Origin of the sequence: Bradyrhizobium diazoefficiens (assembly GCF_016616885.1) — a bacterium.
GTDB lineage: Bacteria > Pseudomonadota > Alphaproteobacteria > Rhizobiales > Xanthobacteraceae > Bradyrhizobium > Bradyrhizobium diazoefficiens_F.
In genome coordinates this window covers 2149317-2172893 of record NZ_CP067102.1, presented here as the reverse complement: position 1 = coordinate 2172893, position 23577 = coordinate 2149317, and the positions used below count along the sequence as shown (strand labels likewise).

General features: G+C 65.3%; 21 protein-coding genes and 2 pseudogenes. 10 read left to right on the top strand and 13 right to left on the bottom strand.

Features of this window, described 5'->3' with window-relative positions; all coding sequences use genetic code 11:
* Positions 1-2: 2 nt before the first annotated feature.
* The 3 genes from JJC00_RS09815 to JJC00_RS09805 form a co-directional block, all read right to left on the bottom strand.
* A complete protein-coding gene (locus JJC00_RS09815; protein ID WP_200472376.1) occupies positions 3-1028 on the bottom strand; it encodes a histone deacetylase family protein in 1026 nt (341 codons plus the stop codon).
* A 134-nt stretch (positions 1029-1162) separates the two neighbouring features.
* Positions 1163-2104 carry an SMP-30/gluconolactonase/LRE family protein gene (locus JJC00_RS09810; protein ID WP_200472375.1) on the bottom strand — a complete coding sequence of 314 codons (942 nt, stop codon included), beginning with the start codon at positions 2102-2104 and terminating at the stop codon, positions 1163-1165.
* Positions 2061-4136 (bottom strand): PQQ-dependent sugar dehydrogenase, encoded by a 2076-nt coding sequence (locus JJC00_RS09805; protein ID WP_433996500.1) that lies wholly within the window; start codon positions 4134-4136, stop codon positions 2061-2063. Before JJC00_RS09805 ends, JJC00_RS09810 begins: the two co-directional genes overlap by 44 nt.
* A gap of 206 nt (positions 4137-4342) precedes the next feature.
* On the opposite strand from JJC00_RS09805, the gene JJC00_RS09800 reads away from it, so the two are divergent.
* The 3 genes from JJC00_RS09800 (at position 4343) to JJC00_RS09790 (ending at position 6692) form a co-directional block, all read left to right on the top strand.
* A complete protein-coding gene (locus tag JJC00_RS09800) occupies positions 4343-4576 on the top strand; it encodes a DUF6894 family protein (RefSeq protein WP_200472374.1) in 234 nt (77 codons plus the stop codon).
* A gap of 9 nt (positions 4577-4585) precedes the next feature.
* Positions 4586-4762, top strand: a complete 177-nt coding sequence (locus tag JJC00_RS09795; RefSeq protein ID WP_200472373.1) for a hypothetical protein — start codon at positions 4586-4588, stop codon at positions 4760-4762.
* Positions 4763-5102: 340 nt separating this feature from the next.
* Complete coding sequence (locus tag JJC00_RS09790) at positions 5103-6692, top strand: gamma-glutamyltransferase family protein (RefSeq protein WP_200472372.1); 1590 nt, start codon at positions 5103-5105, stop codon at positions 6690-6692.
* Here JJC00_RS09790 and JJC00_RS09785 read toward each other — a convergent pair.
* From JJC00_RS09785 to JJC00_RS09770, 4 genes are read right to left on the bottom strand one after another with little or no spacing between them, the layout of a single operon-like run.
* Positions 6689-7972: an NAD(P)/FAD-dependent oxidoreductase gene (locus JJC00_RS09785; RefSeq protein WP_200472371.1), complete on the bottom strand. Its 1284-nt coding sequence runs from the start codon at positions 7970-7972 to the stop codon at positions 6689-6691. The genes JJC00_RS09790 and JJC00_RS09785 overlap by 4 nt on opposite strands.
* 13 nt (positions 7973-7985) lie before the next feature.
* Entirely contained in the window at positions 7986-8717 is a 732-nt protein-coding gene (locus JJC00_RS09780; protein WP_200472370.1) for an amino acid ABC transporter ATP-binding protein, read from the bottom strand.
* Complete coding sequence (locus JJC00_RS09775; protein WP_200472369.1) at positions 8714-9367, bottom strand: amino acid ABC transporter permease; 654 nt, start codon at positions 9365-9367, stop codon at positions 8714-8716. The genes JJC00_RS09780 and JJC00_RS09775 overlap by 4 nt, the downstream gene beginning before the upstream one ends.
* 25 nt (positions 9368-9392) lie before the next feature.
* Positions 9393-10151 carry an ABC transporter substrate-binding protein gene (locus JJC00_RS09770; RefSeq protein ID WP_200472368.1) on the bottom strand — a complete coding sequence of 253 codons (759 nt, stop codon included), beginning with the start codon at positions 10149-10151 and terminating at the stop codon, positions 9393-9395.
* 181 nt (positions 10152-10332) lie between these two features.
* Here JJC00_RS09770 and JJC00_RS09765 point away from each other — a divergent pair, with 181 nt between their 5' ends.
* Positions 10333-10977 (top strand): helix-turn-helix domain-containing protein, encoded by a 645-nt coding sequence (locus JJC00_RS09765; RefSeq protein ID WP_200472367.1) that lies wholly within the window; start codon positions 10333-10335, stop codon positions 10975-10977.
* A 190-nt stretch (positions 10978-11167) separates the two neighbouring features.
* On the opposite strand, the gene JJC00_RS09760 is transcribed toward JJC00_RS09765, so the two are convergent.
* Positions 11168-12433 (bottom strand): D-amino acid dehydrogenase, encoded by a 1266-nt coding sequence (locus JJC00_RS09760; protein WP_200472366.1) that lies wholly within the window; start codon positions 12431-12433, stop codon positions 11168-11170.
* Positions 12434-12502: 69 nt separating this feature from the next.
* Complete coding sequence (locus JJC00_RS09755; protein WP_200472365.1) at positions 12503-13831, bottom strand: aspartate aminotransferase family protein; 1329 nt, start codon at positions 13829-13831, stop codon at positions 12503-12505.
* A 149-nt stretch (positions 13832-13980) separates the two neighbouring features.
* On the opposite strand from JJC00_RS09755, the gene JJC00_RS09750 reads away from it, so the two are divergent.
* Positions 13981-14529, top strand: a complete 549-nt coding sequence (locus JJC00_RS09750; protein WP_200472364.1) for a cupin domain-containing protein — start codon at positions 13981-13983, stop codon at positions 14527-14529.
* 197 nt (positions 14530-14726) lie between these two features.
* Here the strand turns inward: JJC00_RS09750 and JJC00_RS09745 are convergent, their stop codons facing one another.
* The 3 genes and pseudogenes from JJC00_RS09745 to JJC00_RS09735 all read right to left on the bottom strand — a co-directional run bounded on the left by JJC00_RS09745 (position 14727) and on the right by JJC00_RS09735 (position 18528).
* Positions 14727-16988 carry a xanthine dehydrogenase family protein molybdopterin-binding subunit gene (locus tag JJC00_RS09745; protein ID WP_200472363.1) on the bottom strand — a complete coding sequence of 754 codons (2262 nt, stop codon included), beginning with the start codon at positions 16986-16988 and terminating at the stop codon, positions 14727-14729.
* A pseudogene (locus tag JJC00_RS09740) lies at positions 16981-18034 on the bottom strand (FAD binding domain-containing protein). Before JJC00_RS09740 ends, JJC00_RS09745 begins: the two are co-directional and overlap by 8 nt.
* The gene (locus JJC00_RS09735) at positions 18031-18528 is read right to left on the bottom strand and encodes a (2Fe-2S)-binding protein (RefSeq protein ID WP_148753302.1); all 498 of its coding nucleotides are present in this window, start codon (positions 18526-18528) and stop codon (positions 18031-18033) included. The pseudogene JJC00_RS09740 and the gene JJC00_RS09735 overlap by 4 nt, the downstream one beginning before the upstream one ends.
* 240 nt (positions 18529-18768) lie before the next feature.
* Between JJC00_RS09735 and JJC00_RS09730 the strand changes: the two genes are divergently transcribed.
* Positions 18769-19437, top strand: a complete 669-nt coding sequence (locus JJC00_RS09730; protein WP_246774269.1) for a TetR/AcrR family transcriptional regulator — start codon at positions 18769-18771, stop codon at positions 19435-19437.
* 65 nt (positions 19438-19502) lie between these two features.
* Complete coding sequence (locus JJC00_RS09725; RefSeq protein WP_200472361.1) at positions 19503-19910, top strand: DUF4864 domain-containing protein; 408 nt, start codon at positions 19503-19505, stop codon at positions 19908-19910.
* On the opposite strand, the gene JJC00_RS09720 is transcribed toward JJC00_RS09725, so the two are convergent.
* The gene (locus JJC00_RS09720; protein WP_200472360.1) at positions 19907-21172 is read right to left on the bottom strand and encodes an MFS transporter; all 1266 of its coding nucleotides are present in this window, start codon (positions 21170-21172) and stop codon (positions 19907-19909) included. The two genes, JJC00_RS09725 and JJC00_RS09720, sit on opposite strands and share 4 nt — an antisense overlap.
* On the opposite strand from JJC00_RS09720, the gene JJC00_RS09715 reads away from it, so the two are divergent.
* From JJC00_RS09715 to JJC00_RS09705, 3 genes and pseudogenes are all read left to right on the top strand, one after another.
* Complete coding sequence (locus JJC00_RS09715; protein WP_246774157.1) at positions 21121-21768, top strand: hypothetical protein; 648 nt, start codon at positions 21121-21123, stop codon at positions 21766-21768. The genes JJC00_RS09720 and JJC00_RS09715 overlap by 52 nt on opposite strands.
* A 78-nt stretch (positions 21769-21846) precedes the next feature.
* Positions 21847-22131: a hypothetical protein gene (locus JJC00_RS09710; RefSeq protein ID WP_200472359.1), complete on the top strand. Its 285-nt coding sequence runs from the start codon at positions 21847-21849 to the stop codon at positions 22129-22131.
* 9 nt (positions 22132-22140) lie between these two features.
* Positions 22141-23565 (top strand): annotated as a pseudogene (locus JJC00_RS09705) (TolC family protein).
* Positions 23566-23577: the final 12 nt, after the last annotated feature.

The following is a 23577-nucleotide window of genomic DNA, read 5'->3' as shown; positions in this document are numbered from 1 at the left end:
CCTCACCGCGCCTCTTCGAAGCCCGCGAGCACCGAGGTCAAATTCGCGCCGAGGATGTCCGAGAGATAACCGCCTTCCTGCACGAACACGGTCGGTAAGCCCATCTTCGCGATGGCCTGGCCGATGCGGCGGAAACCGGGCGTGGTGACGGCGAGGCCCTTCAACGGATCGTGCTCGGAGGCGTCGAGGCCGAGCGCGATCACGAGCGCGCCGGGCGCAAAGGATTCGATCGCCTGGCGCGCGACATCCATCGCCTGGATGTAACCGTCATCGCCCGTGCCGATCGCCAGCGGAATGTTGAGATTGGTGCCGAGGCCGGGACCTTCGCCGCGCTCATGCGCATAGCCCCACACATACGGATAATACGCGATCGGATCGGCGTGGATCGAGATCGTGTAAACATCCGGCCGCGCGTAGAAGATGCCTTGCGTGCCGTTGCCGTGGTGGACGTCGACGTCGAGGATCACGACGCGCTCGTGCTTGAGCCGCAGATGTGCCGCTGCAATCGCGCTGTTGTTGAGGAAGCAGAAGCCGCCGGCCATGTCGCGATAGGCGTGATGACCGGGCGGACGGCACAGCGCGTAGGTCGCATCCTCGCCGTCCATCACCATCTGCGCCGCGGTGACCGCGACATCCGTCGCCGCGCAGGCCGCGGCCCAGGTGCCCGGGCCGATCGGCGCGGCGGTATCGGCGGTATGCCAGCCGAGTCGGCCGACGATATGCGTCGGATAGGTCGCGGCATGGCGCACGGGATGAATGTTGCCGATCATCTCCGGACCGGAATCGCCGAGCGCCGTCCAGGCATCCCAGGCTTCACTCAGAAACGACAGATATTCGGGGCTGTGAATCCGCGCGCGCGGACCTTGGCCGAACTTGGTCGGCTCAACCAGTCGATGCTTGCCGTCCTTCAGGCCCTTGAGCAGGCGATCGGCGCGCTCAGGCTGCTCGGTGGTGCGCTTGACGACGCCGCGGACCAGGAAGAATTGCGGATCGTGGCTGCGGTGCAGTTCGGTATGGACGGCTTTCACTCAACACTCCGTGGTCGCGTGCTCTCTGACGATGCCACGGAATGTCTAAATCCCCGCAGCGGCCAGATGCAAGCAAGAACAATGCCGCCTTCGCGCTTCGGCCCTGCGTCAAGAGCGGAGCGCCTTTGACCAGCCTAGCAGCGCCCGCGCTGGAGACAGTGCTCGCGACCCTGCTGGTCGGTGCGGAAGGATTCGATGAAGCCGCCCTGACGCTGGGTGACGAAGACGGTCTTGCCGTCGCTGCCGCCGAAGGCGAGATTGGTTGGCTCTTTGCCCTTCAGCGCGATCTCGCGCTCGACTGCGCCGTTGGGCTTCATCAGCGCGATCGTCCCCTTGAGAATGCGCGCGACGTAGAGGCGGCCGACGACATCGGTGCGCAGGCCGTCGATGGTGTCGGGCTGGAATGCCTTGACGAGCTTTGCGTCGGTGAGGTCATTGCCGCGGATGGCGTAGGACCAGACCTGTCCATTGCTGGATTCACCGACATAGAGTGTCTTGCCGTCAGGACTGAGATCGATGCCGTTGGTAGTGCCCATCGCGCGCGGCGCCGACATGATTTGTCCCTGCACCGTGCCATCGGCGGCTTTCGCAATGCGCCAGATATGGCCTTCCCGGCCTTTCCAGTTCGGATCGCTCGCATAGATCGTGCCGTCGCGGGCGATAGTGATGTCGTTGGGCTGGTTCATCTCGTCGGAGTGAAACCAGACGCTGGGCTCGGTTGCGCCCTTCGGGATCGCAAAAATGTTGTGCTTCTTGTAGTCGGCGATGAACATCGTGCCGTTGCGATCGAAGCGGATGGCGTTGCCGACGCTGCCCTCGGGGAGTGCGGTGAAGGCTTCCGACGCCGCACCGCCCGCCGGTAATCGGCCGATGGTGCCGGGCTTGCCGAAATTGACCACGAAGAGGTTGCCATCGAGATCGGCGGCGGGCCCTTCGATGCCGAACGTATACTCGCTGGCCGGCGTCACCTGCACGCTTTCGAACAGCTTCGTCTCAGCTGCGACGAGCGGCGTGGCGACCACGAGCAGGAGGCTACTGCACAGGCACCAGAAATTCCTGCCGGATGAAATAGCCATCGTCGTCGCTGCACTCGCCATTCAAATAAGGGTCGGCCGGCCGGAAGAAGCGGCTGAAGCCCGGTTTGTCTACAGCGTTCCTTTGTGTCACGACAACGACCTTGGCGGCCGGTATTTCGCCGCATTCCTTGTTCGCCTTGCTGAAGAACTTGCGCTGCGGCAGGCCGAGCTTGATGCGCATCCGCGTCCCCGGAACCATCCTGGCAACGAGCAGATCCGCGGTCGTGAGCAGCGCAGCATAACCGGGCTCGGTCTTCGGCAGGCTCTCGCCGCCGGGCGGCATCAGCTTCTCCGCGCCAATGCCGCGCAGCCGCGTGCGCAGCTTGCCGGACTCCGGATCGCCCGGATACATCCAGCCGTCCTGCGACAGCATGAAACTGAGCACGGTCGTGTCCTTGTCGGCATCCGACTGCCCGGCCTTCAGACCGAAATCGGAGTGACAGCCGACGCAGTGCTTTTCGACGAGGTTTTTGCGCAGCGTGGTGAGCCGGATCTTGTTTTGCGCATCCTTGGCGACGAAGGCGGCGAGCTGGTCGATCAGCGCCTGGCTGCGCGTATCGCAGGGCAGCGGCGGCGGTGGATCGCCCGCGGCGCGATCGATCCGGATGATCGTCTGGTTCTTGTCCTCGACCAGCCAGATCGCACCGTCGTCTGCGACCGTCATGCCGACCGGCGCGCCTTGCGGCCGCGCACCATTGACGCGGTGCCAGCCGGCGATCAACTCCTCGAACGGCGCGGCGGCGACATCTCCGGCGTCGGTCTGAAAATTGTGGGTCGGATCGGCCGCACAACTGACGTGGTAGCGCACCGGCGCAGGCGCAGGCTTCGGGAAACCGTGGTCGTCGACCTCGTAGATGACGACACGGCTGCCGGTCGGGCGATAACCGTGCAGGCCGACCAGCAGCTTGCCTTCGAGCTCCGGAAATTTGGCGCCGTGATAATACAGCATCGCGAGCGGCGCACCGTGGGGCGGCAGCAGCGAGAACGGCTGTTTATAAAGCGCGTTCGCCGTGCAAAGCGATTTGTAGACGCCGGATTGCAACACGAGCTTGAACTCGGGACTCGGCGTCGACAGATCATAACAATAGGGCCAGCCATAATGTCTGCCCTGCTCGATCGCGTTGATCTCCTCGTTGGGCTTGAAGATATCGGGCAGGTCGTGGCCGTTCTCGCCTTGCAGGAAAGCGTAGCCGGCATCGGGAAAGTTCGGGTGCAGCGCCAGCGCCATCGAATTGCGCAAGCCACGCGCGTAAACCGTGTGCGGCGGATCCGGATCGTTCGGCTTCAACGCCGGGAAGGCGCCGCCCGACGGCGGCGTGAACAGCCAGATCGCAGCCATGGCGGAGGGGCCTTCCGCCGGCGCGCAAGGCCGCGTGATCGGCGTGCGTGTAATGCAATCGTCGCTGTGGGCGCCGACATTGACGAACAGCCGCCCGTTCCTGTCGAACACGAACTGCTTGAGCGGATGCGCGCTCTCGTCGAGCCTGGTGCCGTCGGGCAGCGTGATGCGGCGGCCCGGCATGTGACGAATGATGGTCTCGACCGTGCCGCGGGGATTGTCCGCGAGCGGATCGAAACGGAAGATGGTCTCGGCGGTCGAAGCGTAGAGCTTCTTGTCCGGACCGATCACGAGGCCGAACGGATATTCGACCCCGGTCAGGAGCTCCTTGAACCGCTGGCCGCTGGCGGCGTGGGGATCGAGCAGCAGCAGCCGGCCATCGGAATGGCCCCAGCCGCCCATATCGGCGACCACGAACAGGTCGTGGCCGGGCACCTGCATGATCGACCGCGGAAATTTCAGATGGTCCTCTTCGCTGGCGACGAGGCCGGCACAAAAACCGGCCTTCATGTCGATCTGGACCTTGGGAAAGGCGAGATCGCCGCTACCGCAGGTCTCCGTTCCCACCGCGTAACCGCTTTTCCTCACGGGATCGGACGCGGCCAGTGGAGCAAAGCCGAGCAAGACCGCCACGAAGGCGACGACGCCCACGCACAAGCTTCGGCATCCAATCTGAAATGTGAGCTGATTCACAGCGGCCCCCCGGCTTCCGGCCGGGAGTTGTTCCACGCCGCTTCGGCGCCGTCCAGTTGAACATCACCCCCCTGTGATCAAACCCGCAGGGCTCTTCGTGCCGACCAATCCCCGTAGATTCCCTTACCGGGCTTGGCCCGAATATTCTTCGTTCTGCGCGGATGGTATCGATATGCCGTCCAAATCGCTTTGCAGAGGAGGCGTGTATGGTTCAGATGTATTTCCACTGCTCGAATGCCGAAGGCACGCTGATCGATCACTACGGCATGGCAGTCGCCAACCTGACCGAAGCGCGCGACCGCGCCGCCCAGCTCATGCGCTCGATGATCGAGACGCCCGGCGCCGAGGATTGGCGTGAGTGGGTGATCCATATCAGCGACGACGACGGCGAGGAGATCTTCGATCTCCCCTTCACCGCCATGCTCGGCAAGCCGCATTGAGGTGATGCCATGCTGTTGGCTTCTTTGACCCTGCTCCGCCAGCCCTTCAGTTTCGTCGCCACCAAATGGCAGAAGCTGGTGCGGATCGCAGGCAACCCCTACCGCCCCGAGCTTCACTACATGCGCGGCCCTGGCCCGAAATGGCACGCCAAATATCAGGCCAGCCGGCTGAACCGCGGGCTCTGAGCGCGGCGCCTTCGCTGCTTCCCCACAAATCGGTCTCTCCGTTCGTCATGCCCGGGCTTGTCCCGCCTGCGCGGCCGAAGCCGCTTCGGCGAGGCGAAGGCCCGGGCATCCACGTCTTTGCCTCCAGCGCGGAAGAACGTGGAATGGCCGGGACAAGCCCGGCCATGACGGTGCGGAGACAGGGTCACCGCCCGGCGCCTGATTCACACCTGCCATGCCGCGTCTCCCTTTCGATGTTCTCATTGGCGGCAATGTGCCATTCTTCGCGCGCTCCGCGTCAGCGCAACGAAGCCAAGACAACTCGACAAGCACAATCGACAAGACAAGCACAAGCGACATCATGCCTCATCAGTTCAGCCTCAACCAAACCGTCCGCAAACCCGCCGTCACATCCAAGGGCGGCATTGTCGCGTCGCAATCGCGGCGGGCGGCCGAGGTCGGAGCGCAGGTGCTGGCGGCGGGCGGCGATTGCGTCGACGCGATCGTCGCGACGACCTTTGCGCTGAATGTTCTGGAGCCCTGGAACAGCGGCATCGGCGGCGGCGGCGCGATGGTGCTCTACCGCGCCAAGGAAAATCGCTACCAGGTGATCGACTACGGCATGTGCGCGCCGCAGAGCCTGCGCGTGTCCGACTATCCGCTCAGCGGCGAAGGCGCAGCGTCCGATCTGTTTCCCTGGTCGCCGGTCAAGGACGACCGCAACATCCACGGTCCCGGCGCGATTGCCGTGCCCGGCGTCGTCGCCGGCATGGAGGAAGCGCATCGCCGCTACGCCAAGATGCCGTGGAAGGATCTGGTCGCACCGTCAGTCGCACTCGCGGGCGAAGGCCTGCTGGTCGATTGGTGGACCGCGCTGACGATCACGGCATCGGCGGCCGATCTGCGGCGTTATCCCACAAGCGCTGCAGCATTTTTGAAGGACGGCCTGCCGCCGAGCCCGCCATGGGGCATCAAGTCCGAAGTCCGGCTGCCACAGGATACACTCAAGGCGACACTCTCGCACCTCGCCGAAGCCGGTCCGCGGGACTTCTATGAGGGCGATCTCGCCAGGAGCATCGCCTCCGACATCAGGGCTGACGGCGGCTCGCTGTCGGTCGAGGATCTCGCCGCATTCCGCAGCCATTTGCGCGAGCCGCTGGCGATCCCCTATCGCGACGGCAAGGTCTATGCGACGCCCGAGCTTACGGCCGGCCCGACCATGGCGCATGCGCTGCGCCTGTTGCAGCAGGGTCTGAAGCCGGCGGGCACGCCGGACGCGGCCGCCTATGTCGAATACGCGCTCGCCTTGCAGGCGGCCTTCCGCGAGCGGCTCAAGGACATGGGCGATGCCGACGGCAAGCGCTCGCTCGGCGCCGACTATCTGGCGCCCGCCTGCACCACGCATTTCTCCGTGGTCGACCGCCGCGGCAACATCGCGGCGGTGACGCAAACGCTGCTCTCGTCGTTTGGCTCGAAATACGTGACGCCGCACAGCGGCATCGCCATGAACAACGGCATCATGTGGTTCGACCCGACGCCCGGCACCACCAATTCGCTCGCGCCCGGCAAGCGCTGCCTCTGCAACTACACGCCTGTGATCGCCGAGACCAAGGACGGCAAGCGCCTTGCGGTCGGCGCGTCCGGCGGCCGCCGCATCCTGCCGTCGGTGATGCAGCTCGTCTCCTTTGCCATGGATTTCGGCATGGATCTCGATGCCGCCATCCACCAGCCGCGCATCGACGCCAGCGAAGGCGCGGTCGTGGTCGGCGATATCAGGCTGCCAGCGGAAGCACGCAAAGTCCTGGCGGAACGCTTCGACTATGAGGAGAGCCGGGTGCAGGCCTTGCCGCAAAAATTCGCCTGCCCGAGCGTGGTGATGCGCGACGGCGACACGAACTCCGGCGCGGTCGAGATCTTCCAGCCCTGGGCCGACGCGGTGCCGGAGGCCTAGATCCCCAGCCTATCTCGGATGCGGCCGGCAATCACCGCCGTGGTCACGCCGACCGGCCAGAACGCATGCATCGGGATCGGCTTGATGCCGGTGACGGGCATATCGATCTCCGCCTTGGCGCCACCGATCAGGCGACGCGCGAGCTGCGCGCCCATCGCGGTCGAGAGCGCGACACCGCGGCCGTTGCAGCCGAGCGAGATCAGGAGGTTCTCCGCGGGCTCATGCACATGCGGATAATAATCGTTGGTGATTGCGAGCCGGCTGTTCCAGCCATGGGTCCAGGCCGCGTCCTTGAGCTGCGGCCAGAGCCGCTCGGCGTAACGCATGAGATAGGCGACGTCGGACGGCGAGTTGATCCAGCGCATCGGGCCGCGGCCGCCCATCAGCAGACGGTTCTGCTGATCGATGCGGTAATAGACCGTGATGTGGCCGCTTTCGTAGAGCACCGGCCGCGTCGGCATGATCGAGCGGGCGATATCGTCGGAGAGCGGCGCGGTGGCAGCGATCGAGGAAAACACCGGCACGATGGTGCGGCGAAGCCCCGGCCAGAGATCGTCGGTAAAACCATTGGTAGCAAGCAGCACCTTGTCGGCATGCACGACCGCGCGCGGCGTCTCGATGCGCCAGCGGCCGCCGTCGCGCCGGAGCGACAGTGCCGGCGTCTCGCCGTGCACTTTCGCACCGGCGGAGATCGCGGCGCGCGCGAGGCCGCGGGCGTAGCTGAGCGGATGCAGGTCGCCGCCGCGGGTGTCGAGCATGGCACCGATATAGCGATCCGTGCCGGTCATCTCGCGCAACTGCTGGCGGTTCAGATAGGTCACCGGCATGCCGCGGCGGATGCATTGCTGCGCGGTCTTCTCGATCGCAGCAGCGCTGGCCTCGTTATAGGCCGCGCGCAGCGTGCCGTTCTGCCGCGCCTCGCACGGGATCTGGTAGCGGCGGATCAAATCATGCGTGAAGTTGGTCGTGCCGTAGGAGAAGTCGATCATGCGGCGGCCGAGTTCAGCGCCGAAATCGGCCTCGATCTTGTCAGGGTCGTGCTTCAGGCCCGGATTGGTGTGGCCGCCATTGTTGCCGGACGCGCCCCAACCTGGCTCCTGCGCCTCCAGCACCAGCGCTTCGACACCCTGCTCCGCCAGATGCAACGCCGCGGAGAGGCCGGTGTAGCCGCCACCGACGATCGCGACGGAAACGCTCTTGTCCGTATCGAGCAGCGGCGTGGCCACCGGCGCGACGGCGGTGTCGGCATAAAGCGAGGGCGGCAGAGGCAGGCGCGTCATTGTAAAAGTCCGATTAGAGCGGATGCAGCACGCGGCGCAAAAAATCCTGCGTGCGCGGATGCTGGGGTTGGTTGAGCAGCGTCTTCGCCGGCCCCTGCTCGACGATGACGCCGCCATCGATGAACAGCACGCGGTCGGCGACGTCGCGGGCAAAGCCCATCTCGTGGGTGACGACGACCATGGTCATGCCGTCGTCGGCGAGCTTGCGCATCACGCCGAGGACGTCACCGACGAGTTCCGGATCGAGCGCCGAAGTCGGCTCGTCGAACAGGATCGCCTTCGGCTGCATCGCCAGCGCGCGAGCTATGGCGACACGCTGCTGCTGGCCGCCGGAAAGCTGCGGCGGATGCGCGTCGGCTTTTTCCGCCAGGCCCACCTGGACAAGCAGCGCGCGGCCACGCTCGAGCACCGCGGCACGTTGCTCCTTCTTTACATAGAGCGGCCCCTCGACGACGTTCTCCAGGACTGTCCGATGCGGGAACAGGTTGAAGCGCTGGAACACCATCGAGACCTGGGTGCGGACTTTCACGATCGACGACGCATCGCGGTCGACCTTCAGGCCTTCGACGCTGATCTCGCCGCGGTCGTAGCTTTCGAGCCCGTTGATGCAGCGCAGGATGGTGGACTTGCCGGAGCCGGACGGCCCGATGATGCAGACCACCTCTCCCTTCTCGACCTTCGCCGTGATGCCCTTGAGCACCTCGACCTTGCCAAAGCTCTTGTGGACGTCGCTGAGCTCGATCATTTCTTGCCCGCCCGCTTCTCGAAGTGACGGACCAGCAGGATCAGCGGAATGCTCATGGTGAGATACATCAACGCAACAAGCGTGAACACGTTGGTGTTCTTGAAGGTCGATGATGCGATCAGCTTGCCTTGAAGGGCGAGCTCCGCGACCGTGATGGTCGAGGCTTGCGAGGAATCCTTCAGCATCATGATCATGACGTTACCATAGGGCGGCAGCACGATGCGCACCGCCTGCGGCAGCACCACGCGGCGCATGGTGAGCCACCAGCCCATGCCGATCGACTGCGCCGCCTCGATCTGGCCCTTGTCGATGGCTTCGATCCCGGCGCGGAAGTTTTCGGCCTGGTAGGCCGAATAGGCGATGCCGAGCCCGAGGATCGCGGCCTGCAACGCCGACAGTGTGACGCCGAGATCAGGCATCACGAAGTAGAGGTAGAACAGCAGCACGATGATCGGGATGCCGCGGATCACGTTGATCAGGCTGGCGCTGAGCATCGACAGCGCCTTGATGCCGGAGACCCGCATCATCGCCCAGATCAGGCCGAGCACCGTCGAGAGCAGCAGCGAGCCGATGGTGACGAGGATCGTCAGCGCGACGCCGCTCATCAGGATCGGGAAGAACTCGACGGCGTCGTGCCAAAAACCTTTCATCGGGCGGCCTTCGATACGCCTCTCATCAGCCCTGTGCCTTCAGGCCCCATTTGTCGAGGATCTTGTCGATGGTGCCGTTGGCCTTGAGCTTCGCCAGAGAAGCATTGATCTTGCCGAGCAGCGCGCTCTCGCCCTTGCGGACGCCGATTCCGACCGAGCCGACGGTGACGGGCTTATAGCCGTCAACCAGGCGCACCTCGGGGAAGCCGCCCTGCTTCAGATTGTAGGCGAGGATCGGATAGTCGGCGTAGCCGGCCTTCAGACGGCCGGTGTTCACGTCGCGCAGGATGTCGGGGATGGTGTCGTAGGCCTTGACGTCGGCGAACAGGCCGGACTTCTTCAGCGCATCGACGAAGGCGGTGCCGACCTGGGCGCCGACCGTCTCGCCCTTCAGATCGTCCTGCGTGGCATAGGCCTTGGTGTCGCTCTTCGGCACGACCAGGCCTTCGCCGTAGGTGTAGATCGGGTCGGAGAAATCGACGACCTCTTTCCGCGGTGCGGTGATGAACATCGCAGCCGCGATGATATCGATCTTGCTCGAGGTCAGCGACGGGATCAGCGCCGAGAACTGCATCGGCTCGATCTGCACGTTGAAGCCGGCATCCTTGCCGATCTCGGTGACGAGATCGACCATGATGCCCTGGATGGTGTTGGTCTTGGTGTCGAGGAAGGTGAAGGGGATGCCCGTCGGGGTCGAGCCGACCTTCAGCACCTGCTGCGCCGAAGCCGGCGCAATGGCTGCAAGTGCGAGCGCCGCGACGGCGGCCAGACCAAAACGCTTCATCGCATCCCCCTTTGGGTCCCGGCCGATGGCGGCGCTCGCACGTCGTGATCGCAGACGTTGCGGACCGAGCCGTTTCGGCCTATTTTCACCAATATGAAAATTTGGTCACACTTTCGCGGATCACGCAAGCGGTTTTCATGCACATGAAGGAAAGCGGTTTGACGTGAGCGGTGGCAAAAGGATGCGCAAACCGGCCGCCGCAAAGCCGGCAAAGAAGGCCAGGAACGGCAAGAAGGCGAAGCCGGCGGAGCCTGCCATGGACGTCGCGGTCGGCCGCCGCATCCGCGATCTCAGACGTGTCAGGCAATTCTCGCTCGAGACGGTTGCCGCGCGCACGGATCTGTCGATCGGTTTCCTCAGCCAGATCGAGCGCGGCCTGTCATCACCGTCGCTGCGCGTGCTGGCCACGCTCGCGGACGTGCTCGGCGTCGGCATCGCCGCGCTGTTCGGCGCAAGCCCGAGCGCCGATGGCGCATCAGATCAGGTGGTGACGCGCGGGCTGCAGCGGCCCGAGCTGAAACTCTGGCGCACCGGCGTGTCCAAGCAGTTGCTCAGCCCTGCGAGTGCCGACAACAAGCTCAATCTGTTTCTGGTGCATCTGGAGCCCGGCGGCTCGACCGGCGACGAGCTCTACACCCATGACGGCGAAGAGGCTGGCCTCGTGCTCGAAGGCGAGATGATGCTGACGGTCGACAGCGAGACGTGGTCGCTGAAGACGGGCGACAGTTTTCGCTTTGCGAGCCGAAGGCCGCACCGGTTTTCAAATCCGGCTGAGGATGCGAAGGCCGTGGTGTTGTGGGTGAATTGTGTGACGGGGACGGGGTAGCTCGATCCTTCCGAGCCCGCTCCTCTCCGCCCCGTCATCCTGAGGTGCGAGCCACGCGACGCAAAGCGTCGCGCGGAGAGCCTCGAAGGATGAACGGCCACCGATGCAGCTGGGCCGTCGCCCTTCGAGGGCCGCTGAAGAAGCGGCCACCTCAGGGTGACGGTGATGGACTTGGTGCGCGGAGAGACGCTCACCCGAACCGGTGCGCGTACCGATCCACCGTCAGCGCACTGACATCGACCTCCGGCTTCTTGCCCGACAGCATGTCCGCAAGCACGCGCCCCGAACCGCAGGACATGGTCCAGCCGAGCGTGCCGTGACCGGTGTTGAGGTGAAGGTTCGCGTATTGCGTCGGGCCGATCACGGGCGGGCCATCCGGCGTCATCGGACGCAGGCCGCTCCAGAACGTCGCCTTGGAAAGATCGCCGCCGCGCGGGAACAGATCCGTCAGGGAGTGATCGAGCGTGGCGCGGCGGGCATCGTACAGCTTGGTCGAGAAGCCCGAGATTTCGGCGGTGCCGCCGACGCGGATGCGATTTCCCAGACGCGTGATCGCGACCTTGTAGCTCTCGTCCATCACCGTCGATTCCGGCGCGCCGGAGGCGTCCTTGATCGGCACCGTGATCGAATAGCCCTTCACCGGATAGACCGGCAGCGAAAGCCCGAGCGGCGCGACGAGCCGCGACGACCAGCTTCCGAGCGCAAGCACGTAAGCGTCAGCCTGCAACATCCCCGCACTGGTCGCGACACCGCTGACGCGCGTGCCGTCGGTGACGATGCGGTCGATGCCGGTGTTGAACATGAAGCGCACGCCAAGCGCCTCGGCATGCTTGGCCAGCGCCTGCGTGAACATATGACAGTCGCCGGTCTCGTCCTGCGGCAGGCGAAGCCCGCCGGCGAACTTCTCCTTGACGCCGGCAAGCGCCGGCTCGACCGCGATGCAGCCCTCGCGGCTCAGCACTTCGAACGGCACGCCATATTGCTTGAGCACGGCGATGTCTTCGCCGGTGCCGTCGAGCTGGGCCTGGTAGCGGAACAGCTGCAGCGTGCCCTGCGAGCGCTCGTCATATTGAATGCCGATGTCGCGGCGCAGATCGCGTAAGGAGTCGCGGCTGTATTCCGCGATCGGGATCATCCGGCTTTTGTTGACCGCGTAGCGCGCGCTGGTGCAGTTGCGCAGCATCTTGAGCAGCCAGACCCACATCACGGGGTCGAGCTTCGGCCGAACCACCAGCGGGCCGTGCTTCATCAAGAGCCACTTGACCGCCTTCACCGGCACGCCGGGGCCGGCCCATGGCGAGGAGTAGCCGGGCGAGACTTCGCCGGCATTGGCAAAAGAGGTCTCCAGTGCCGGCTCGGGCTGACGGTCGACGACCGTCACTTCGTGGCCAGCACGGGCGAGGTAGTAGGCAGAGGTGACGCCGATGACACCGCTGCCGAGGATCAGAACTTTCACGCTTGGTCAAACTCCCGCGGCATTACGCTCGCCGCTGCAAAAGAAACTCGGCAACGGCGAGAGCAATTATCAGGCCACCTTCTTGATGGCGTCACCGAGGATCGAGACCATCTGGTCGATGTGGCTCTTCTCGACGATGAGCGGAGGCGACATCGCGAAGCTGTCGCCGCTCATTCGCAAGTAAAGGCCGGTGTTGAAGCAGTCGACCATGACGTCGTAGCCGCGCGCGCCGGCGACGCCGTCACGGGGCGCCAGCTCGACCGCGCCCATCAGGCCGCAATTGCGGATGTCGACGACGTTCGGCAGACCCTTGAGCGAATGCAGCGCATCGCGCCAGTATTCGGCCATCGACGCACCGCGCGTCAGCAGGCCCTCGTCCTTGTAGATGTCGAGCGTCGCGATACCGGCGGCGCAGGCGGTCGGATGCGCGGAATAAGTGTAGCCGTGGAACAGCTCCATCTGGTTCTCAGGGCCGACCATCATGCCGTCGTGCACCTTGCGGCTCGCGAACACCGCGCCGCAGGGAATGGTGCCATTGGTGATGCCCTTGGCCGTCGTCATCAGGTCCGGCGTGACGCCGAAGAAGTTCGCGGCGAACGGCGTGCCGAGACGGCCGAAGCCGGTGATGACCTCGTCGAAGATCAAGAGAATGCCGTGCTTGTCGCAGATCGTGCGCAGGCGTTGCAGATAGCCCTTCGGCGGCGGCAGCACCGCGGTCGAACCCGGCACAGGTTCGACGATGACGGCAGCGATGGTCTCGGCGCCGTGCAAGGCGACCAGACGCTCGAGATCGTCGGCAAGCTCGGCGCCATGCTCCGGCTGATCCTTGGCAAACGCGTTGCGGGTCAGATCGTGCGTGTGGCGGATGTGATCGACGCCCGGCAGCAGCGTCGCGAAGGCACGGCGGTTGGCGACCATGCCGCCGACCGAGGTGCCGCCGAAGCCGACGCCGTGATAGCCGCGCTCGCGGCCGATCAGGCGGGTGCGGCTCGACTGGCCGTTGGCGCGATGATAGGCGAGCGCGATCTTCAGCGCGGTGTCGACCGATTCAGAGCCGGAGTTGGTGAAGAAGATGCGGTCGAGGCCCTTCGGCGCGATCTCGGCGAGACGCTCGGCGAAGTCGAACGCCAGCGGATGGCCCATCTGGAACGTCGGCGCGAAGTCCAGCGTCATCAGCTGGCGTTCGACCGCAGCCGCAATCTGCTTGCGGCCGTGGCCGGCATTGACGCACCAGAGGCCGGCGGAGCCGTCGATCACCTTGCGGCCGTCGACGGTGGTGTAGTGCATGCCCTCGGCCGAGGAGAACAGGCGCGGCGCCTTCTTGAATTGACGGTTGGCCGTGAACGGCATCCAGAACGAGTCGGTCTTGATAGTGTTCGGAATCTGATGAAGGCTCACGGACCACGCTCCTTTGCTGACCACCTAGCAGAGGCACGGCTTCGATGAGGCAACAAGTCCTTTTCTGGCGCCCTGCAAGCCATTGATTTCACTAGGGCGGCCGGTCCATATTTGCGCGATCCGCAACACCTGCAACAGGGACCAGGGGCATGAGCGTCGACATCGGTGGACGGCTGCGATTCATCCGGGCGCGCCACAAGCTGTCGCAGCGCGAACTCGCCAAGCGCGCCGGCGTCACCAATTCGACGATTTCGCTGATCGAATCCAACCAGATGAACCCGTCAGTCGGCGCGCTCAAGCGCATCCTCGACGGCCTCCCGATGGGGCTCGCCGAGTTCTTCGCGCTTGAGCCGGAGAGCCGCCGCAAGATCTTCTACCGCGCCGAAGAGCTCACCGAGGTCGGCAAGAAGCCGATCTCGTATCGGCAAGTCGGCGACAATCTGTTCGGCCGAACCCTGCAGATCCTGAAGGAGCGCTACGAGCCCGGCAGCGACACCGGGCGCGTTCATCTCGTCCATGACGGTGAGGAAGGCGGCATCGTGATTTCGGGAAAGCTCGAAGTCACGGTTGAGGACGAGCGCCGCATTCTCAATCCAGGCGATGCCTATTACTTCGAGAGCCGCCGCCCGCATCGCTTCCGCTGCGTCGGCGGAAAACCGTGCGAAGTGATCTCGGCCTGCACACCGCCGACATTCTGAACGCGGCGGTTGCCCCCTCTTCCGCTTGCGGGAGAGGGTTGGGGAGAGGGTGTCTCCACCGAAAGATTCCCTCTGCGGAGAAAGCCCTCACCCGGCGCTTCGCCATAGCCGAGGCTTCGCCTCGGCGTCTCTTAGAAGGACGGCCGCCAGGGGCGGCCTATGCCTCTCCCGCAAGCGGGAGAGGTCAAGAAGAAGCCTCAGCGCCCCGTCAACAACTCCTCGATCCTGATCGGGAAGCGCCGCACCCGCACGCCGGTCGCATGCCAGACGGCATTAGCGACCGCACCGGCGCTGCCGGTGATGCCGATTTCACCCACGCCCTTGATGCCGAGGGCATTCACATGCGGGTCGTGCTCTTCGACCGTGATCACGTCGAGCGGCGGCACGTCGGCATTCACGGGGATATGGTACTCGCCGAGATTGGCATTCATGATCCTTCCGCTGCGGCGGTCGGTGATGGCTTCCTCGTGCAGCGCAAAGGACATGCCCCAGATCATGCCGCCGAACAGCTGGCTCTTTACCAGATGCGGGTTGACGATGCGCCCCGCGGCAAAGGCGCCGACCATGCGGGCGACGCGGATCTGGCCGAGTTCGGGATCGACCTTCACCTCCGCGAACACCGCGCCATGCGCGTGCATCGCATACTCTTCCATCGCCGCCGGATTCGGCGCACCCGTGCCGCGCGCCTCGACCTCGGCGACGCCGGCGCGCGCGAGGATCTCGGTGTAGCTCTCGCTGCGGCTCTCGTCGTCGCGCCGGATCAGCCGGCCATCGCGCGCGATCACGCCGGCGTTGCCGGCGCCGAACAGCGGCGAGCGCTCGTCATGGGTGGCGAGATCGGCGAGCTTTGCGATCACGGCAGCACCCGCGCTGTGAATCGCAGCACCGGCGGTTGCCGTGTGCGCCGAGCCGCCGGCGATGCCGGCATCGGGCAGGTCGGACGTGCCGGCCTTGAACGCGACGCGATCGATATCGAGCCCGACGGCATCGGCTGCGATCTGGGCGAGCGCCGTCCAGGCGCCCTGCCCCATGTCATGTGCACCGATCTCCATGGCACCGGTGCCGTCACGGCGGATCGCCGCACGCGCCTCGGCCTGGAACATCAGGGCCGGGAACGTCGCGGTGCCCATGCCCCACCCGACCAGCAAACCGGCATCGTCGCGCATCTGCCGCGGCTGGAGCGGACGCCTCGACCAGCCGAAGCGTGCCGCGCCCTGATCGTAACAGGCGCGCAGCGCTTTGGACGAGAACGGCTTGCCGGTGATCGGCTCGACCTCGGCGTAGTTCTTCAAGCGGAAGGCGAGCGGATCCATACCGCAAGCCCAGGCCATCTCGTCGATCGCGCTTTCCAGCGCAATCGATCCGGTCGCCTCGCCCGGCGCGCGCATGAACAGCGGCGTGCCGGTGTTGACGCGCACGGCATCGTGCGCGGTGCGGATCGCAGGCGCCGCATAGAGCGTGTGCGAAGCGTCGGCGGCCGGTTCGTAGAAATCGTCGAACGTGCTCGATACGGTGCGCGCGTGATGGTCGAGCGCGATCAGTCGTCCCTCGCCATCGGCGCCCATGCGCAAGCGCTGACGCGTCGGCGCACGATGGCCGACCGGACCATACATCTGCTCACGGCGCAGCACGAGCTTGACCGGCTTGCCGACCAGCTTCGCGGCCATGAGGCCGAGGGTCTGCGGCCCCGCCAAGAATCCCTTGGAGCCGAAACCGCCGCCGAGGAACGGGCTGCGGATGTGGATCTTGTCGTGCGCGATGCCGAACAGTTCAGCGATGCGCGCAAGCGACAACATCAGGCCCTGGGTCGGCATGTCGACCGACAGATTGTCGCCGTCCCAACGGGCGACGATCGCATGCGGCTCCATGGCGTTGTGAAATTGCGGCGGCGTCTCGTAGACAGCCTCGATCCGCTTGTCCGCGGCTGCAAGGCCAGCCTCGACATCGCCGCGATGGTTTTCCGCGGGATTGCCGACACCAACGACCGGCGGAACAAAACTCACGCCAGCATCGAGGCCGACAAGCGCAGGCAGCGTCTCATAGCGCGGCGCCAGCAGCACCGCGCCTTCCGTCGCTGCCTCGAGCGTCTCGGCGATCACGACCGCGATGGGCTGGTTGGCGTAGCGGACCTCGTTGCTCTGCAACACCTCCATCCGGAACACGAACGGATTGGTCTTGATCTCGGGATCGATCGCGAGCTGCGGCTTGTGGTCCGGCGTCATGACGTCGACGACGCCGGGATGACGCTTGGCCGCCGCGACATCGAGCGAGGTCACGCGGCCATGCGCGATGCTGGACACCGCCATCACCGCAAACAGCATGCCGGGCGGATGATTGTCGGCGGCATAGGTCGCCTGCCCTTTGACCTTGAGCACGCCGTCGCGCCGGGTCAGCGGCTGGCCGATGCTCGAACCGTGACGGAGATGGGCGGGAGCGCTGGTGAGATTGAGCTCAGGCATGGATGGCTCCAGACGTCGAAGCAAAGGGTGAAGCCGGCAGCGCGGGGATACGCGCGGGCGTACCGGCTGCGGCAAGGGTCAGCGCGCGCACGATGATACGGCGCGCCAATTCGATCTTGTAGGCGTTGTCGCCGGACGGTTTTGCGGCGGTGAGCGCGCGCCGGGCGGCCTCCTGGAAGGCATCTGCCGTTGGTGCGACGCCCCTGAGCACATCCTCCGCAGCCCGGGCACGCCAGGGTTTTGCGGCGACGCCGCCAAGCGCGAGCCGCGCCTCTACGATCTTGCCGTTCTCGATCCGCAGCGCCGCCGCGGCCGAGACGATGGCGAACGCATAGGACGTACGCTCGCGAACCTTGAGATAGCGCGCATGCGCGGCAAAACCGCGCGCCGAGGACGGCAGGCGTACTGCGACGATGAGGTCGCCGGGCTCGAGCGCGGATTCGCGCTCGGGCGTATTGCCGGGCAGGCGGTGCAGTTCCTTGTGCGATCTCGCGACGACCGCTCTTGCCTTCGATCTCGACGATGGCGTCGAGCGCCACCAGCGGCACGCAGAAGTCGGACGGGTTCGTCGCGATGCAGCCGTCGCTCCAGCCAAGCACGGCGTGGGTGCGGTTCTCGCCGTCGCGGGCGTCGCAGCCGCTGCCGGCCTCGCGCTTGTTGCAACGGCTGGCGGTGTCGTAGAAATATGCACAACGCGTCCGCTGCAGCAGATTGCCGCCCACGGTGGCGGCATTGCGCAGTTGCGCCGACGCGCCGGAGAGCAGTGCTTCGGCCACGGCTGGATAGGATTTTGCGAACTCCGCATCATGCGCGAGATCGGCATTGCTGACGAGCGCACCGATTCGTACGCTTCCATCGGCGAGGCGTTCGATCTGATCGAGCCCATCGAGATGCGTGACATCGACGAGGCGATCCGGACGGCTGACGCCGCCCTTCATCAGGTCGAGCAGATTGGTGCCGGCCGCAAGATAGGTCGCGCCCGGCTGCGCGGCGGCGGCAACGGCTTCAGCGACCGTGGCGGGCCTGACATAATCGAACTGTTTCATGCGGACCGCCTCTGGTTGGATTCGTCGGCACCGGCCTGCGCCTCGAGCACGGCATCGACGATGCCGGCATAGGCGCCGCAGCGACAGAGATTGCCGCTCATGCATTCGCGAATGCGTTCGGGATCGTTGCCGGCCTGCGCTTCCTGCATCATGCCGATAGCGCTCATGATCTGGCCGGGCGTGCAGAAGCCGCACTGAAAGCCGTCATGGGCGATGAAGGCGGCCTGGACCGGATGAAGCTGGTCGCCGCGCGCAACGCCCTCGATGGTGAGGATGTCGGCGCCGTCATGGCTGATGGCGAGCGCGAGGCAGGAGTTGATGCGCTTGCCGTCGACGAGAATCGTGCATGCTCCGCACTGGCCGCGGTCGCATCCCTTCTTGGTTCCGGTGAGATGGAGGCGCTCACGCAGGAGATCGAGCAGCGTGACGCGCGGATCGTCGAGGACGAAATCGCGCCGCGCACCGTTCACGGTGAGGCTGATGGAGTGGTTCATACAAGGCTCCGATCAGATATGGACATGAGTCTCCGAGCGGCGCGCCACCGCCGTGGCCGCCGTCGATATCGCGCCGCCCGGACGCGGGTCCGGGCCGACACCAGCGAAGATACGGAGGCATCCTCCGCTTAACAAGGGCCGCAAAGAAATATTTGGAATTCGTCAAAAGCCCGTGCGCAGACAACGCGATGCGGCGAGCCAAGGGTTCAATCTAACCAATTCGTGATCTACATTGCCGGCATGGACGACCACACCGACCAGCCCCGGAAGCCCCGCGCCGATGCCGTGCGCAATCGCGAGCGCGTGCTCGAGGCAGCCAAGGTCGTGTTCAATGCCGGCGGCCCGGAGGCCAGCCTGGAGGCCGTGGCCAAACGCGCGGGCGTCGGCATCGGCACGCTCTACCGGCATTTTCCGACGCGCGAGGAGCTGTTTGAAGCGGTGTATCGGCGCGAGGTCGAGCAGCTCAGCGAGTTCGCCGAGCAATTGAAGAACGCCAAGGACCCGGTCGATGCGCTCAGGCGCTGGCTGCGTTCGAATGTCGAATTCGTTGCGACGAAAAAGGGCATGTCGGCCGCATTGGCGCTGACGTTCCAGAGCTCGTCGGACCTCGCTGCCTTCTCGATGGACCGTCTGACCAAGGCGATCGGCTCGCTGCTCGACCGCGCGGTCGCGGCAGGCGAGATGCGCGGCGACGTCAGCCCGCACGACCTGCTCAGAGCCCTCGTCGGCATGTGCTACATGCACGACCAGCCCGGCTGGCAGTCCTCGGTGCTGCGGATGCTCGACGTATTCGTCGACGGCTTGCGCGCGCAGCCCGGCGCGAAGGCCAAATCACGCACCGCCAAGTCACATACGGCCAAGTCACGCACCGCCAAGCGCGCGAAGCCGGCGCCGAAACCGAAGCGATAGCGCGTCCGTATTTGCCAAGGTCATGCTAGGATTAGCATCGCCGGGATTTCAACGCGGAGCCTGCCATGCGCATTGCCGCCTTGCTGGTCGTTCTCAGTATTGCTTGCAGCTCCATCCCCACACGCGCCGACGATGTCGCGACAGCGCAAGGCGTGATCCGGGCCCAGGAGCAGGCCTTCGTCCATGACGATGCCACGGCCGCCTATTCCTACGCAGCACCCGCGATCAAGCAGATATTCCCCGCGCCCGACATCTTCATGGCCATGGTGCAGAACGGCTACGCGCCGGTCTATCGTCACAGGAGTTTTGAGTTCGGCGAGAGCAAGATCGAAGGCAGCTCGGTCGCCCAGCGCGTTCACATCATCGATGCCAATGGCGAAGCCTGGGAAGCGCTCTACACGCTCGAGCAGCAGTCGGATGGCAGCTACAAGATCACCGGCTGCTCGCTGCTGAAGGCAGGACAGGCGGTCTAGGTTGCGAAATTCGGTCCCGCCTTGACCGAATTCATCCGCGAGCGGATCAGCAGCGTCAAGACGATGCCGATATTGAGGGCATTCCACGCCACGCCATTGGCGAACGCAGCCGCATAGGAGCCGGTGGCATCGAAGATGATGCCGGAGACCCAACCGCCGAAGGACATGCCGAACACGGACGCGAAGATCACGATGCCGACGCGGGTCGCGGCTTCGCTGGCTGGCATCGCCTCGCGCACGATGATGGCATAGCTCGGCACGATGCCGCCCTGGAACAGGCCGAACATCGCGGAGATCAGATAGAGCGAAGTGAGGCTGTCGAAGAAAAGGTAGAACACCAGCGCAAAGCCCTGCGCCAATGCCCCGATCAGCAGAGTCGGAATGCCGCCGATCTTGTCCGCAAGATAGCCCGAGCCGATGCGGCTGACGATGCCGCAGGCCATCATCAGCGACAGCATCTCGGCGCCGCGCGCCACGCCATAACCGAGATCGCCGCAATAGGCGACGATATGCACCTGCGGCATCGCCATGGCGACGCAGCAGGAAATGCTGGCGATCGAGAGCAGCACCGTCAGCGTGTTGGTCGAGAGCCTGAGATCGACCCGCGGCGGCGCCGCATTGGCGTGATTGCGGACCTTGTCGTCGCCCATCTGCGCGCGCAGGACCAGGACCAGGATCGACATCAACACCACGCAGACGACGGCAATGCCGATATGGGTGGTGCGCCAGCCGATCCTCTCCGTGCCCGTGCTGATGAGCGGCGGCCACATCGTGCCGGCAACATAATTGCCGCTCGCGACGATGGTCACGGCCAGTCCGCGATAGCGCTCGAACCAGTGCGAGGCCTCTGCCATCAGCGGCGCGAAGGTCGCTGACGTGCCGAGCCCGATCAGGAAATAGGCGGCGACGAACTGCCAGAGCTGAGTCGAGAGCCCCGCCAGCGTATTGGCAACGCCGAGGAAGGCGATGCTGATCGCCATGGCGGGCACGATGCCGAACTTGTCGGTGATCTTGCCGGCGATCACGCCGCCGAGCCCGAATCCGAACATCATCAGTGTGAAGGCCAGCGACACCGCACCGCGCGTGGCGGCGAATTCGGCCTGCACGACGGGAATCACCACGACGACCGCCCACATGCCGACGCCGCCGATCGAGCCGATCAGCAGTGCGAGCAAAAGCCGCACCCAGGCCTGACGGGAGTCTGGGCTGAATGAAGCCGGTTTTTGTCCTGGATGATTTGGTGCGTGCACGGCGCGGAACATGTTCGCTGATCGCCTTGCGGTCAAGCATCGTGCCGCGATATTGGGCATGCGCGGTGCACTGCGGTAAGAAGAGCTTGGCGAAATCGCGCTTTGCCGTTAGTTTGCAATCTGCGTGTGCAACAATGCCGCGCGAGGAGCGTGACGGCGGAATGTTGTTGCAATTGACGCGATCGATGCGGATCAAGGTGGGGCGCTTCATTGCGCTAGCCTATCTGTTCTGTGTGCTCGCGCCGGCGGCAGGCCTCGCCTGGGGCAGTGGTCCAGCGCCATGCCTTGGCGACGAAGCCCTGCTCGCCGACGTCGTGCCTTTGCATCATCAGATGTCGGCCAGCCACACGCATGGCGGCGTGACGCATGACCATTCGGGGATGCATGCGCATCACCAGGCCGCCGCGCAGGACACGCCTGCCCCGCATCATCATGACGGCAAGGGCAAGGTCGGCCCGTGCTGCGCCATGATGTGCGTCAGCGCGTTACCGGTCGATCTGCCGAGCTTCGCAAAGCCGGTTCAGCCGGTTTCCAGCTGTGCGCCCGAGATCGTGGCCAGCCTGCACAGCGCGGCGCCGCCCTTGCTCTACCGCCCTCCCATCATCTGATCTGAGTCCACGACGTCAGGCCAGGCGCGCAGTCCGCGCGTGCGAACCTGTGGTCTTCAGACAGATCAGGGATAAATCATGCTTATGCTTCTCGGGGCGAAGTCCGCCGCCGCGTCTGCGGCGCGTGGAGATCACTTTCGATTCAATTGGCTGCTGCTGACCGCAGCCGTACTGGCGTTGTCCGGCTGCATGCCGGCCACAACGTCCGGGGCCGGCGCGGATCCGGCCGATCCCGCGGCAAAGGCAGCGCGCGTCGCCTATCGCTCGACAGTCGCGCCCTACACGAGCCTGCGGCCTGCAGCGCCGGCGCCATGGCGCGAGCGCAACGACGCTGTCACTCCGCAGCCGAAGCAGGACCAATAGGAGCGCGCCATGGCACGGTATTACGCACGGAGCCTGCTCGTTCTCGGCGCGCTCGGCCTCTCCGGCTGCGCTGCGTTCTCGCCCGACAGCGGCATGACAGCGGTCTCCGAGCTGACGAGCCAGACCATCAGGAAGGACGTCGCCTTCGTGCGAACGGCCGAGGGGGCCAGCGCGGTCGACGCACGCGTGCACCAGCTGCTGTCGCGCACGCTAAGTGCATAGACCGCCGTGCAGGTCGCGCTGCTCAACAACAAGGGGCTGCAAGCCGCCTACAACGAGCTGGCGCTGGCCGAGACCGATCTGGTCGAGCAGAGTCTGCCACCCAATCCGGTGTTCTCGGTCTCGCGCATCTCGGGCGATGGCGCCAGCGAGATCGAGCGCCAGGTCGTCGGCGACATCCTGGCGCTGGCCACGCTGCCGTTCCGATCCGACATCGCGCGCGAGCGCTTTCGTCAGGCGCAATTGCGCGCGGCGCTGGCGACACTGCGGCTCGCCGCCGATGTCCGGCGCGCTTACGTCCGCGCCGTCGCCGGAAACGAGATGGTGGCGCTGCTGACCGACGCGAAGGCGACGGCGGAATCGGCCGCGCAGCTCGCGGCCAAGCTCGGCGAAACCGGCTCGATCAACAAGCTCGACCAGGCCCGCGAGCAGGTGTTTTACGCCGAGACCACCGCCGATCTCGCCACCGCACGCCAGGCGACGACGAGCGCGCGCGAAAAGCTGGCGCGGCTGATGGGGCTGTGGGACGACGGTCTCGACTTCCGTCTGCCCAACGCGTTGCCGCCGCTGCCACGCCGGCCGCTGGCGTTGCCCTCGATCGAGGCCGATGCAGTCGGCCATCGCATCGACTTGCAGATCGCGCGACTGGAGCTTGCGGCGCTGGCGAAGTCGTTGAACCTCACCGAAGCGACACGCTTCGTCACGCTGCTCGATCTCGCCGGCATCTCCCGCCGGACTCGGGATCCGGGAGGCGCCCCGTTCCGCGAGCGCGGTTTTGACGTGCAGTTCCAGATCCCGATCTTCGACGGCGGCGAGGTCCGCGTGCGGCAGGCGGCGGAGACCTACAATCTCGCCTTCAACCGCCTGACCGAGCGTGCCGTGAACGTCCGCTCGGAAGCGCGCGATGCTTACCGTGTCTATCGCTCCACCTACGACATCGCGCGCCACTATCAGCGCGAGATCATCCCGTTGCGAAAAATCATCACCGAGGAGATGCAGCTGCGCTTCTCCAGCATGCAGGTCGACATCTTCGCGCTACTCACCGAAGCACGGCAGCGCCTCGCATCGCTGCGCGGTGCGATCGACGCCAGGCAAAACTTCTTCCTCGCCCAGTCCGAGCTGCAGACCGCCGTCAACGGCGGCGGCACGCCTGCTTCCGGCATGGACAATCCAACCAATATCGCCGCGGCAGCACCTGCTGATGGCGGCCACTGACATGGAGGCCAG

What these genes read in the sequence shown, in the direction of transcription:
- JJC00_RS09810 (WP_200472375.1), bottom strand. Translation starts at nt 2,104, where the DNA reads ATGGCTATTTCATCCGGCAGGAATTTCTGGTGCCTGTGCAGTAGCCTC.
- JJC00_RS09800 (WP_200472374.1), top strand. Translation starts at nt 4,343, where the DNA reads ATGGTTCAGATGTATTTCCACTGCTCGAATGCCGAAGGCACGCTGATC.
- JJC00_RS09795 (WP_200472373.1), top strand. Translation starts at nt 4,586, where the DNA reads ATGCTGTTGGCTTCTTTGACCCTGCTCCGCCAGCCCTTCAGTTTCGTC.
- JJC00_RS09790 (WP_200472372.1), top strand. Translation starts at nt 5,103, where the DNA reads ATGCCTCATCAGTTCAGCCTCAACCAAACCGTCCGCAAACCCGCCGTC.
- JJC00_RS09785 (WP_200472371.1), bottom strand. Translation starts at nt 7,972, where the DNA reads ATGACGCGCCTGCCTCTGCCGCCCTCGCTTTATGCCGACACCGCCGTC.
- JJC00_RS09780 (WP_200472370.1), bottom strand. Translation starts at nt 8,717, where the DNA reads ATGATCGAGCTCAGCGACGTCCACAAGAGCTTTGGCAAGGTCGAGGTG.
- JJC00_RS09775 (WP_200472369.1), bottom strand. Translation starts at nt 9,367, where the DNA reads ATGAAAGGTTTTTGGCACGACGCCGTCGAGTTCTTCCCGATCCTGATG.
- JJC00_RS09770 (WP_200472368.1), bottom strand. Translation starts at nt 10,151, where the DNA reads ATGAAGCGTTTTGGTCTGGCCGCCGTCGCGGCGCTCGCACTTGCAGCC.
- JJC00_RS09765 (WP_200472367.1), top strand. Translation starts at nt 10,333, where the DNA reads ATGCGCAAACCGGCCGCCGCAAAGCCGGCAAAGAAGGCCAGGAACGGC.
- JJC00_RS09750 (WP_200472364.1), top strand. Translation starts at nt 13,981, where the DNA reads ATGAGCGTCGACATCGGTGGACGGCTGCGATTCATCCGGGCGCGCCAC.
- JJC00_RS09745 (WP_200472363.1), bottom strand. Translation starts at nt 16,988, where the DNA reads ATGCCTGAGCTCAATCTCACCAGCGCTCCCGCCCATCTCCGTCACGGT.
- JJC00_RS09735 (WP_148753302.1), bottom strand. Translation starts at nt 18,528, where the DNA reads ATGAACCACTCCATCAGCCTCACCGTGAACGGTGCGCGGCGCGATTTC.
- JJC00_RS09730 (WP_246774269.1), top strand. Translation starts at nt 18,769, where the DNA reads ATGGACGACCACACCGACCAGCCCCGGAAGCCCCGCGCCGATGCCGTG.
- JJC00_RS09725 (WP_200472361.1), top strand. Translation starts at nt 19,503, where the DNA reads ATGCGCATTGCCGCCTTGCTGGTCGTTCTCAGTATTGCTTGCAGCTCC.
- JJC00_RS09715 (WP_246774157.1), top strand. Translation starts at nt 21,121, where the DNA reads ATGAAGCCGGTTTTTGTCCTGGATGATTTGGTGCGTGCACGGCGCGGA.
- JJC00_RS09720 (WP_200472360.1), bottom strand. Translation starts at nt 21,172, where the DNA reads ATGTTCCGCGCCGTGCACGCACCAAATCATCCAGGACAAAAACCGGCT.
- JJC00_RS09710 (WP_200472359.1), top strand. Translation starts at nt 21,847, where the DNA reads ATGCTTATGCTTCTCGGGGCGAAGTCCGCCGCCGCGTCTGCGGCGCGT.